At 65.0% G+C, this 11,123-nt stretch carries 8 protein-coding genes and 1 pseudogene; 2 read left to right on the forward strand and 7 right to left on the reverse strand.

The window, feature by feature from the left end; all coding sequences use genetic code 11:
• Positions 1 to 354 precede the first annotated feature (354 nt).
• Complete coding sequence (locus DWF00_RS02030; protein WP_114832851.1) at positions 355 to 666, reverse strand: hypothetical protein; 312 nt, start codon at positions 664 to 666, stop codon at positions 355 to 357.
• A gap of 228 nt (positions 667 to 894) precedes the next feature.
• On the opposite strand from DWF00_RS02030, the gene DWF00_RS02035 reads away from it, so the two are divergent.
• Positions 895 to 1,272 carry a hypothetical protein gene (locus tag DWF00_RS02035; RefSeq protein WP_114832852.1) on the forward strand — a complete coding sequence of 126 codons (378 nt, stop codon included), beginning with the start codon at positions 895 to 897 and terminating at the stop codon, positions 1,270 to 1,272.
• 69 nt (positions 1,273 to 1,341) lie between these two features.
• Here DWF00_RS02035 and DWF00_RS02040 read toward each other — a convergent pair whose 3' ends face one another.
• From DWF00_RS02040 to DWF00_RS02060, 5 genes are all read right to left on the reverse strand, one after another.
• Entirely contained in the window at positions 1,342 to 2,289 is a 948-nt protein-coding gene (locus DWF00_RS02040; RefSeq protein ID WP_114832853.1) for a S1/P1 nuclease, read from the reverse strand.
• A gap of 200 nt (positions 2,290 to 2,489) precedes the next feature.
• Positions 2,490 to 3,221 (reverse strand): ABC transporter ATP-binding protein, encoded by a 732-nt coding sequence (locus tag DWF00_RS02045; RefSeq protein ID WP_114832854.1) that lies wholly within the window; start codon positions 3,219 to 3,221, stop codon positions 2,490 to 2,492.
• Entirely contained in the window at positions 3,208 to 4,992 is a 1,785-nt protein-coding gene (locus DWF00_RS02050) for a branched-chain amino acid ABC transporter ATP-binding protein/permease (protein ID WP_114832855.1), read from the reverse strand. The genes DWF00_RS02045 and DWF00_RS02050 overlap by 14 nt, the downstream gene beginning before the upstream one ends.
• Complete coding sequence (locus DWF00_RS02055; RefSeq protein ID WP_114832856.1) at positions 4,989 to 5,864, reverse strand: branched-chain amino acid ABC transporter permease; 876 nt, start codon at positions 5,862 to 5,864, stop codon at positions 4,989 to 4,991. Before DWF00_RS02055 ends, DWF00_RS02050 begins: the two co-directional genes overlap by 4 nt.
• Before the next feature lie 285 nt (positions 5,865 to 6,149).
• Complete coding sequence (locus tag DWF00_RS02060) at positions 6,150 to 7,304, reverse strand: ABC transporter substrate-binding protein (RefSeq protein WP_114832857.1); 1,155 nt, start codon at positions 7,302 to 7,304, stop codon at positions 6,150 to 6,152.
• Positions 7,305 to 9,690: 2,386 nt separating this feature from the next.
• Between DWF00_RS02060 and DWF00_RS02075 the strand changes: the two genes are divergently transcribed.
• Positions 9,691 to 10,569: a hypothetical protein gene (locus DWF00_RS02075; protein ID WP_147283854.1), complete on the forward strand. Its 879-nt coding sequence runs from the start codon at positions 9,691 to 9,693 to the stop codon at positions 10,567 to 10,569.
• A gap of 309 nt (positions 10,570 to 10,878) precedes the next feature.
• Here the strand turns inward: DWF00_RS02075 and DWF00_RS29285 are convergent.
• A pseudogene (locus DWF00_RS29285) lies at positions 10,879 to 11,123 on the reverse strand (calcium-binding protein); the annotation flags it as partial.

Consider the following 11,123-nt stretch of genomic DNA (forward strand, 5'->3'; position numbering starts at 1 on the left):
TGGGGCCAACCCGTTCTCGGTCGCCGGCATCCCGGTCGCCAGGAACGCCGCGCTGGTCGAGGCCGGGCTCGACCTCGCCATCAGCCGGAACGCCACGCTCGGCCTGTCCTATGCCGGACAGCTCGCAGCCGACGTCCAGGACCACGCCTTCAAGGGGGTTCTGGCCGTCAGGTTCTGAGCCAAGGCCGCCACCCCGCTCGTTCGCCGGGCAGAACATGGCGGACGAGTTTGCTTAGCACCGGCGGGGTCGCCTCGGAGGGTCATCGATGAGGTTCGTGAAGCCAGCGACCGCTCTCGGTCAGCGTCCGTCTGCGTGTGACACGACCGTGTAGAATTCGGCCGCGGTGGAGCGCGCTATGAGGCGGAGTTATCGCCGCGCACCTTGCCGAAATGGATCGAGAGATAGAGGCCGATCGCCAACGCCCCGGCGGCGAAAGCGATGAAGGCCGGGTCGAAGTCGACCGCAACAGGATATCGCGCAAGCAGAGCAAGCCCGACGAGGAGGTTGAGGGCGCCCCAGAGGAAGTTGATCAGGGGTGACGACGGACCCTTGCCACGCGGCTTTGCGAACGGCGTCGGAAAGACCTCGCCGCGCAGGCCCGCGGTAAGATGCGGGATGGCGTTGCAGAGAAAGGCGCCGGCAAAAAAGAGCCCGATATAGTCCATGTTCCACCTTCAGGATCTGGTTGGGATATCGGCAGGTTCGGACACGGCGTCGTCCGCGAGCCCGGCCCCCGCCGGCTGCTAGTCGATCTGGCAATTCGCACCGCCGTGCTCGTCGGCTTCACGGCGGCCGTAGACCTAAGCCGCCCCGCCAACTCATTCACCTACGTTCCGACTTGGCGGCGAAACGGCTAATGAGGCGGTGATGCCATAAATCTTTGGAACGCCAGAATGACAGAACCTGCCACGATCCTATTGAGCCGCGTCAATGGCCACGGCTCCTCCACCAGCGGGCAGAATAGCTGCCTCGACCTGACAGACAGCAATGGACGCCGCTTCGTCCTTCACATTCCGCACCTGCTCGAGGGTGATTTCCTATCGCGGTTCGAAGCCGCTGCCATGCACGCCGCCGAAGTGCGCGGCTCCCCTTCAAATGCGGATGTTGTCAGCGCCGTCTTGGCGCAACAGACCAGCTTCGTGATGGCGGACGATGGAACGTTGATCCTGAGGACGAAAACCCGCTCCGGCGTGGATATCGACATCAGCTTTGACGAGGGCACGGTCGCCGGGCTTCGCGCAATGTTGGATGCTCGACCGATTGCCCGCTGACGCGCGCCTTATCGCCGAGAAGGCTCAAGGCATAGGGAAAAGTGAACGTTCGATCTGCGCGCCGACAGGTCATTGAAACGCGGCGTTGAGCAAATTGGCCAACCGCGCTGCCGCCAGTGCCGCCTGGCTACGCGCGATGTTGCGCGCATTGGTCTCGTACTCGCGCGTGAGCGGGACTGCGTTCGAACCATTGCTGACGGGCGCGGCATAGGCATAGGTCTTTGCCAACGCAGCGCTTTCTTCGATCCAGCGCTCGGGGTCGCCTATTTTTGCGAGCTCGGGATTGGCCTCCAGATTGCCGATGCCATCCTGGGCGGTTGCTTCAAAGACCGCTCCGAAGGGGGAGAAATAGCCCCCGAAAATCCGGTCCCAGTACGCATGCAGGGTGATTGTTTCGCCCGTCGCCGGGATGACCATCTCGGAATTGCCGCCGCGATCCCCCACCGGCAGTTCCCTGGTGAAGCGCGCAACTGCGTGCAGGGGCTGGTGCACGTCGCCGACGATGTGCAGGACCCAGACGAGGTCATACGACCGGATGTCGTCGGAAGCCGCCGACGCGGCTGGCAACGCCGCGATCATGAGGCGAAGCTGCGTGACGGCGTCCACCGGGTTGGGCGGGAGCAGTGGCGTGCCGTCCGGAGAGAATGGCAGATCCTTGTAGTGCCAGTAATCGTGCTGGTCGCGGTCCGCGTAGCCGATGTTCCGCCCGGCCGTCGCGCTGGTCGCAGCATCCCGCGCATAGCCGTATGAGCGCATCTTGATGTCGTCGGCCCAGGTCGCCGCGTGCACGAAGGCCCATTGCCTCGCGGTCGCCTCGTCGGGAGCGCCGGTGGTCCATTTCGAGTAGTCCGGATTGAGCCGCAATAGAACGTCGACCCGCTCTTTCGCCTGTGGCGAGAGGCTTTTGTAAGCCGCGGCAGCGATCTGCATATGGCCGGCATCCCACCAGGCATGGGCGGTGGTCACGGCGAAGATCATCCACAGAGTGGCTGCAAGGCCAGCGAGGATATTGCGCATCGATGATTCTCCGGCATGCAAGCCTGTCGCCGCGTACGGGCTCTCACACAGCGTAGGCTAGGCACATGTCGTTCTATTGTCGCCTCGGCCAATACCGGGCAGACGGCCTACGCGCCGGAGCGGGCGCCTGGTCGCAGGCCATTCGTTCGACTGGTCGCGCCCCCTCCGTGAGCTCGCTCCGGCTCATGCGCGACGCGGCCTCAGGCCACGGCGGCGCGGCCGCCCAGATAGGCGGCTCGGATTTCCTCGTTAGACCAGAGCTGGGTCGGAGTTCCGGAGAGCACGAGCTTGCCGGTCTCGAGCACATAGCCGCGATCGGCGACGGAGAGACCCATCCGGGCGTTCTGCTCGACCAGAAGCACGGTCGTTCCGCGGCGCCGGATCTCGGCGATGATGGCGAACACCGCCTGGACGATGACCGGAGCCAGGCCGAGCGAGGGCTCGTCGAGGAGCAGGATGCGCGGCTTCGCCATCAGGCCGCGCGCCACCGCCACCATTTGCTGCTGCCCCCCCGACAGGGTCCAGCCGAGCGCATCGGCGAAGCGGCGGATGTCGGGGAAGAGGTCGAACATCTCGTCCGCCTCGCGCCTGATCTCCGACTTTTTGAGGCCGCGCCGGTTGGAGGCTCCGAGCATGATGTTCTCGCGCACGCTGAGGCCTGGAAAGACGCGGCGTCCTTCCGGAACCTGGGCGATGCCGCGGCGGACGATCTCTTCCGGCCTGAGCCCGACGATCGACTGGCCCTCCAGGAGGATATCGCCCGAGGCGGGCTTCGCGAGGCCGGATATGGCCCGCAGCGTGGTCGATTTGCCGGCGCCGTTCGAGCCCAGCAGCGTCACGACCTCTCCGGCCTCGACGACCAGCGAGACCCCGTCGACGGCCTCGATCTCGCCGTAGCGGACGACGATGGATTTCAGTTCAAGCAGCGACATCGGGAGCCGTTCCTAGATAGGCGGCGATCACGTCAGGATGTTTCAGCACGTCTGCCGAATGACCGTCGGCGATGCGGCGGCCGAAATTCAGCACCGTGATGTGCTGCGCAACCTCGCTCACCAGCGTCATGTCGTGATCGATGATCAGGATGGTCAGGCCGTGGGCCGAGATGCGCTTCAGGAGGTTACGCAGCTCGACCTTTTCGGACGAGTTCAGGCCCGCGCCGGGCTCGTCGAGCAGGAGCAGGGCCGGATCGCTGGCGAGCGCGCGGGCGATTTCGACGGCACGCTGGTGGCCGTAGGAGAAGCCCGCCACGACCTCGTCGGCCCTGTGTTCGAGATCGACGAAGGCAAGCGCGGCCCGGGCACGGGCGACGACGGAGGCCGGATCGTTGCCGACCGGGCTTCCGGGCCGCTCGGCGCCGACCATGACGTTCTCCAGCGCCGTCATCGAGCGCCAGAGCCGGATGTTCTGGAAGGTGCGGCCAAGCCCGGCCTTCGTGCGGACATGCGGCGGCAGGCTGGTGATGTCCTGCCCGTTCAGCATGATGGTGCCGGACGTCGCCTTGTAGAGGCCGGACAGGACGTTCAGCGTCGTCGTCTTGCCTGAGCCGTTCGGGCCGATCAGCGCATGCACGCCGCCGCGCTTGATGGTGAGATCGACCTCGTCGACCGCCTTCAAGCCGCCGAAATGCTTGGAGAGCTTGCGCACCTCCAGGACGGTATCAGTGCCGACCCCACCGCCCGACAATTGAAGCGCATCGCCGGATGCGCTGGGCGCCGTGGCACGCTTGAACCTGTCGAACTGCCCGCGCACGAAACCCCAGATGCCGTCCGGCATGAACAGCACGATCAGGATCACGGCTGCGCCGTAGATCGCGAGATAGAGGCCCGGGATGCTCTTCAGGAAGCGCAGCCATTCCGGGATCAGGATCAAGAGCCCGGTGCCGATGACAGCGCCGATCGGCGAGGCCACGCCGCCCAGCAGAACCATGGTGAGGAACACCACCGACTCGGCGAAGGAGAACTGGTCCGGGCTGACATAGGCGAAGCCGCCGGCGAAGAGCCCGCCGCCGATGCCGCCGAGGACCGCCGAGAGCGCGAAGGCCGTGACCTTGGTGCGGTAGACGTCGATCCCGGCGACGCCCGCGGCGAGCTCGTTGTCGCGCACGGCCCGCATGGCACGGCCGAGCCGCGTGTCGCGCAGATGCCAGACCAGATAGCCGAGCCCGCCCAGCACTGCGATGCAGAGCGCGAGATAGCTCGAGCCATCGGCAAAAAAGGCGGGACGGGGAATGGCGCGTACGCCGTCCGGCCCCTTGGTGACGGGGATCCAGTTGATCAGGACCAGGGTGAGGATCTGCTGGAACGAGATCGTCACCATGGCGAGGTAGTGGCCGCCAAGCCTAAGCGTGGACGCGCCCAGCAGCGCACCGAACAGCGCGGCGAGACCGCTCCCGATCAGGAGACAGACCCAGAAGTTCAGGCCGTGCTCGGTCTGTCCCAGCCCGACCGCATAGGCTCCGAGCCCGAAGAAGGCCGCCTGGGCGAGATTGATCTGGCCGCAGAGCCCGAGCACGATCGTCAGGCCCAGCACGGCGATCGCATAGGTCGTTGCCTGGAGCGAGATGTTGAAGACGTAGCCAGTCTTGGGCACCACGATGGCGAGCACGATCGCGGCCGCGACGAACACGACATAGGCCGGCACGCCCCAGCGCAGGCGGGGACGCGCGCTCGCAGCGGCGGCAGCGGTGGTTGCGGTCGTGCTCATGCCTTTTCCGCCACGCGCTCGCCGAAGATGCCCTGCGGCCGGAAGATCAGGAAGGCGATCAGCACCAGGAAGGCGAAGCCGTCCTTGTAGGGCACCGAGATATAGGCGGCGCCGAAGGTCTCGATGACGCCGAGCGCGAGGCCGCCGATGATGGCGCCGGTCACGTCGCCGAAGCCGCCGATGATGGTGGCCGCGAAGGCCTTGAGGGCGATCGCCGCGCCCATGCCGATGGAGACGAAGAGGACCGGCGCGACCAGGATGCCCGCGATGCCGCCGATCACCGCCGAGTAGACGAAGGTGACCATGATCATGGTGGCGACCGGGATGCCCAGCAGCGAGGCCATCTCCTTGTCCTGCGAGGTCGCCTGCAGCTTCTTGCCCAGCAGCGTGTGCTCGAAGAACCAGTACTGAAGCGCGACCAGGATGGCGGTGACGGCGATGATCAGCAGGTATTGGCTGTCGAGATAGACCGGGCCCAGCAGGAAGCCCGGCGTGTCGAACCAGCCCGACAGCACCTCCGGTTCCGGCCCGTGAATGGCGAGCGTCGTGTTGGCCAGGAAGATCGAGGCGCCGATCGTCGAGATGATGACCGGCAGGTAGGTGCGGTGCCGCAGCGGATAGTAGACCGCGAGGTTGAAGACCGCGCCCAGCAGCGCCATGCCCATGAGCGCCACGATGAAGGCCAGCCAATAGGGCAAGCCGACCTTGACGGAGAAGACCACCATCAGGAAGGCCGCCAGCATGGAGAACTCGCCCTGGGCGAAGTTCACGACGTTGGTCGCCCGGAAGATCAGCACGAAGCCAAGCGCGACGAGCGCATAGACCGAGCCGATCCCGATGCCGGTGAAGAGAAGTTGGAGAGCGAGATCCATCTGTCTACCGCGCGCGTCTGGAGACTGATCGGGCCCTCCGGACGGCGGTTTCGCCGGCCGCCACGAAGGTGCGATGCGAGATGTCGAGGCTGCTAGATCGCCATGCGTCCTTTCGGACGCAGAGCCGGCGACCTAGCTCTTTGATCCAGCATCGGATTGCTCCGAAAACCGGATTCCACTTTTCGGTCCGATGCTCTAATCCCGGCAGAGGAACCGGCATTCAGGCCTTGTCGCGGGCGCCCGCCCCTCGCCGAAGGCAGCGAGACGGGCACCCGCTGGAAGGGATCAGCCAAGATTCGGCGTGAAATCGAGCCGCTTGTCGAACTTGATATCGCCCTTCTCGTTCTTGACGATATTGTAGCCGTGCAGGCCGTCGCCGTTCTTGTCGAAATTGTACTCGCCCTCGGCGCCCTTGTGGCCGCGGATGGCGAGCATGGCCTCCCGCACCTTCCCGGGCTCGGTCGAGCCGGCCTTGTTCATCGCCAGGGCGAGGCAGGTGACCGCGTCGAAGGTCCAGGAGGACTGGTTGTCCGGCGCGACCTTGCGCACCTCGCGATAGACCTTGCCGAAGGCGCGCGAGGCATCGCTCGAATCCTCGGCGTAATCGGCGACCCCATAGGTGTTGTAGAGGGCGGGGCCCGCCAGTTTCAGCGCCGAGACGTTCACGATCGAGGGCGACCCGACCCAGGGGATGGTGACCCCGAGCTGGCGGAGCTGGCGGGCGAAGATGCCGAGATCGGTCTCGAAGGTGAAGTAGGTGCCGAGGATATCGGCGCCGGACTGGCGAACCGCCAGCACGACCGGCGTGAAATCCTGGCTCTGATTGGCGTAGCCCTGATCGAGGGCGAGCGTCGCGCCGTTCTCGGGCAGGGAGTCGGTGAGCGCCTTTGCGCCGGCAGTGCCGAACGCATCGGTCGAGTGGACGATCGCCCACTTCTTCTTGCCGAGCTCCTTGCTGCCATATTGGGCGATCACCCGGCCCGAATAGGAATCGTTGGGGCGGAAGCGGAAGAGCCAGGGATTGTTGAGCTTGGTCAGGTTCGGATCGGTGCCGCCGAAGCCGACCGGCTTGCCGGCCTTGAGCATGTCCGGCGCCATGGCGTGCATCTGCGTGGAGCGGATGGACCCGAGGAAGGCGACGATATCGGGTTGGCTGGCCAGTTTGGAGAAGGCCAGAACCGCGCCGGGATTGGTGGTCTGGTCGTCCTCGAAGATGAGTTCGATCGGCTTGCCGAGCACGCCGCCGGCCTTGTTGACCTGCTCGAGGGCGATCCTGGCGCCCGTTTGGGCGAAGGAGCCGGATTCGGCGGCCGCGCCGGTCATGGGCATGACCATGCCGATCTTGACCGTAGCGGCTTGCGCAAAAGCGGTACGAATGAGGGCCGGCGCGGCCACGGTTCCAGCAAGCGCGGTCGTGAAGCCGCGGCGGGTCATTAGCATGGTTATCCTCCCTAGGGTCTGATCTTCCGTCCGACCTCACGTTCCGAGAACTTATCTATACATTCGTCTATGGCACCTGACGTCTCATTCTTTAGGTGAGGTCTCCGGCCAACAAGATGCTTGCTCAAAGACGGCCGAAATGTGGAATCACATCCACAATTCCACGTGATATTAGATCGTTAGATGTCGCAGGCGGCTTGTCTAAGCAGTTCCGTCGGCGGCGCCCCGTCGAATTCTTCGATCGGATTGGCGCGACCATCTCTCATGCCGCCCTCCCTTCGACCCGGATGCCGATATCGGAACGACCGGCGCAAAAGCGCTCGGCGTCGTTACGGAAGAGCGTCCAGGCAGGGGCCGCTTACCGAGAGCCCGGCTGAGCAGAACGTCGAGCCACGGACCACCGCTCTTCTCGCCTCGCAAGATCGTGCATCGAGTGCTACGGTGGCTGCGGCTTGACCTGGGGGGCGTCAGGAGAGCGGGAATGATCGTGAGAAAGAGCGGTGCTTTGGCTTGTTGCGCAAGCCTGTTCGTCTCGGCATGCACGCCGGTAGCACTTCCGTCGACAGAGACGTTTTCGGGGCTGAGCTGGCCGCCATGGAAGACGGCTGAGGCGCCTCCTGCCCCTCCTCCAGTCGAGGCGGCGGCCGCACAACCACCGCAACAGCAGCAGCCGGCCAAACCCGAGTTGCCTCAGCGGGCCTCGCCACCTCGCCAATCCAGGCCGGCCGCCAAGCCGAGGATCATTCCGGCCGTGAGCCAACCGCTGGCCGCAGAGAAGCCGGCCGCTCCGATCTTGGTCCGGTCCGGCCCGATCAACTTCTCCTGCCAACAGCCGAGCCAATCCGGACCCCGGGTCAGCGTTCAATGTCTCCCGGCGCAGTGAGCCCTGTTGCGGGGTATTTCCGGTCGATCCGGAGCCGCTGCCCGTCTCTTCCTTATCGGGGCTGGGATTAGCTTGAGCTTGCTGGTTCCGCCTCTCCCGGAGGACTGCGACCGATCAACGTTGCCGGGGCGAGTCTGATTCCGCGCAGCGTCACCCCACCGACTGAACGCGCCGTGGGACCAAGCGAAGTCCTTCAGCGGTCGATCGCTCGCTGATGCCTGAACGGTGGTGCCGACCGTGGTTGCAGGAAGGGCAGAGATCGACCGAATACGCGCTTACCGACCGCCTGGCGTCCCGACGCTCGCGACCTTGTCGCTTTCCATCACGGTGGCACCCGCGCCAATTCGGAGTGCGTTCAACCACCTCGACGGAAGGGTCATCGCCAGGCTCGCGCTCGGATACGATAGCGCCCTGTGGGAAGACGCGTCCAACGAGGCATCGACGAACTCCTGCTGAGCTTCGCATTCGTCTCCACGTGGCGAAGGCTGGGCCATATCGCTCGCAGCAGCCCTTTCGGCTCGGCTAAGGGGCATCTCGTCTGGTGACGTGACCGTAACGGGCTGCGCCCATGCCAGTCCCGAATGCGCCGCAAAGACGATGGCCGCAATCGCTGCGAACCGTTTCATGGGATTTCCCCGCTTCTGGTCAGATACCATCCAAACCAAGCAGGTCGCCCAGGGGTTCCCCTTGAGCCTATCGCGACTTCAGAGGCGCCCAGATTCCGCGCTTTTCCTGCTTCCGCACCAGAGGTCGTCAGCAGCGTATTGGTAGGACCGGGCGTCGCCAGACGCGGCTCATGCCTAGACGCCTCATTCGCCTTGATCTTGATCAGTTCGACCGGGTTACGCAGCTGAGCGCGAGAATCTCGGCCTTACAGCGTCGCGCGCTCACCCGCTCGCGAGCGCCTTTTCACACGTCATGGAACACTCGCCGCGAACTGACGTTTCCTCAGTCCCCCACCCGGAGAATTCCGTCTTGAAAATCCCCACTTTGATCTTGCTTGCCGGTGTCGCGCTTTCGGTCGGTGCCTGCAATACGACTGAACAGCGGATCGGCGGCGCTGCGGCTGGCGCAGGAACCGGCGCGCTGGTCGGGGGGCCCGTGGGGGCCGTTGTTGGCGGAACGGTCGGAGCAGTATCGGCACCCACCGTCGTAAGGGAGACGCGTCGCGCCAACCGCCGAGCCAGTTCTTACTGAGGCAAATCCGCAGGTCTCTCGCAGCAAGCCCGCCCTCATCGGCGGGCTTTTCGTTGGAGTTTCTCGAATAGGACGAGGATCTATCCCCGGGGAGTAGATTGCCTCCAGCTTCCATAAATCCAACGCTGGCCAGCGAACCTTCTGCCGCAACGGAACCAAGCACTCCGACGGCCCGTTTACCACTTGCGCATCGTAGCGCATCACCAAGTGGAGGGCATCATGGACAGCATCATCTACCTTGTCGGACTGGTCGTCGTCCTCCTGGCCATCCTCTCGTTCCTCGGTCTGCGTTGAAGGATTGACACAATGACCCTTATTCAGACCGATCCACCCGTGGCCGCAGCAACCTCCACCAAATCGGCCCAGTCCTATCTCGAATGGGGCGCGATCTTCGGGGGCGCCGTTCTGGCCGCCGCGATCTCAACCATCATGACCGCGTTCGGCTCCGCGATCGGACTGACGCTCGTATCGCCTGAGCCGGGACGGAGCACGAGCCTGACAGTGATCGCGATCGTCGCGGGCCTGTGGGCCTTGTGGATCGCCGTCTCGGCCGCCACGGCCGGCGGCTATCTCGCAGGCAGGATGCGGCGGCCGGTCGCCGATGCCAGCGCCCATGAGCGAGACGTCCGCGATGGCGCGCACGGTCTGGTCGTATGGGCCGTCGGCGCGCTCCTGGTGACCGTTCTGACGACGTCGTCTCTGTTTGGCGCGGCGAGGACCGCCGCAGAAGGCGTCGCCTCGGCCACCTCGGGCGCCGCCTCGCTTCTGAGCCAGCAGGCCGATCCGATGGCAAACGCGCTCGACAGCGTCATGCGCTCCACCGGGACTGCGCCAGTGACGTCCGACGAACGCGCTGAAGCAAGCCGGATATTCGTGACCGGTCTGAGCACCGGCAAGCTCGAATCCGGAGGTCGCGAGTATATCGCCTCGCGCCTTGCCAGCCGCGCCGGAATCGCTCAGCCCGATGCCGAGAAGCGCATCGACGACGCCTTCGCCAAGCTCACGCAGGCCAAGGAAACGGCGAAGCAGGCCGTGGAGAAAGCCCGCAAGATGGCGGTTCTCACCGCGTTCCTGACAGCAGCCGTACTCCTCGTGAGTGCCGCAGCCTCCTGGATGGGCGCCATGCTCGGCGGCAAGCATCGCGACGAGGAATTGGACCTCAGCCATCTGATACGCCGCGGCTGAGCTACTTCTCGTCCCGATAAACCAGCAAGCGATACGGGCGGACGCCCGCGACGCCGCGACCGCAACAGCCATGCCCTGATCACATCCATCCTGATCAGGGCATTCGCTACAAAATCCCGCCGGCTTGATCAGGCTGCGCCTGGAAGTCCGCGAGCCGGCGCGGCCGTATGCGGGGGCGCGCGCCGAATGAATTTCGCGAGAGGCTCGTCCGAAATCCACGCCGGGTGCAACCAGTGCAAGGCCGCACCACCACTCCAAAAGGAAAGGGCGCCGCTGGGGCGCCCTTTCTGTTGGCACTGAGGGTTTTTGTCAGACGAAGCGGAAGTCGTCCGCGTGGAGGCTGGCGAGATCGACGTTCCTGAGCGTCAACGAGGTGTCGGCATCGATCGAGAAGACCGTGTCCGCCCCCTCCTGATGGGCCGCGCCAAACGCCGCGTCGAGATCGACGAAGATCTCGCTCGCGAACTCCAGCACGTCCGAGCTCGAGCCCGTCGTCTTGAAGTCCGTGATCGTGTCGCGGCCGAAGCCCGTCGCGAAGACGAAGGCGTCGTGGC

This window comes from Allobosea caraganae, from assembly GCF_003351345.1.
In the GTDB taxonomy this organism is placed as follows: Bacteria; Pseudomonadota; Alphaproteobacteria; order Rhizobiales; family Beijerinckiaceae; genus Allobosea; species Allobosea caraganae.

Bases quoted from the DNA above. Each gene is read 5' to 3' on its own strand.
- DWF00_RS02035 (WP_114832852.1), top strand. From the start codon at position 895: ATGACAGAACCTGCCACGATCCTATTGAGCCGCGTCAATGGCCACGGC.
- DWF00_RS02060 (WP_114832857.1), bottom strand. From the start codon at position 7,304: ATGCTAATGACCCGCCGCGGCTTCACGACCGCGCTTGCTGGAACCGTG.
- DWF00_RS02075 (WP_147283854.1), top strand. From the start codon at position 9,691: ATGACCCTTATTCAGACCGATCCACCCGTGGCCGCAGCAACCTCCACC.
- DWF00_RS02055 (WP_114832856.1), bottom strand. From the start codon at position 5,864: ATGGATCTCGCTCTCCAACTTCTCTTCACCGGCATCGGGATCGGCTCG.
- DWF00_RS02040 (WP_114832853.1), bottom strand. From the start codon at position 2,289: ATGCGCAATATCCTCGCTGGCCTTGCAGCCACTCTGTGGATGATCTTC.
- DWF00_RS02045 (WP_114832854.1), bottom strand. From the start codon at position 3,221: ATGTCGCTGCTTGAACTGAAATCCATCGTCGTCCGCTACGGCGAGATC.
- DWF00_RS02030 (WP_114832851.1), bottom strand. From the start codon at position 666: ATGGACTATATCGGGCTCTTTTTTGCCGGCGCCTTTCTCTGCAACGCC.
- DWF00_RS02050 (WP_114832855.1), bottom strand. From the start codon at position 4,992: ATGAGCACGACCGCAACCACCGCTGCCGCCGCTGCGAGCGCGCGTCCC.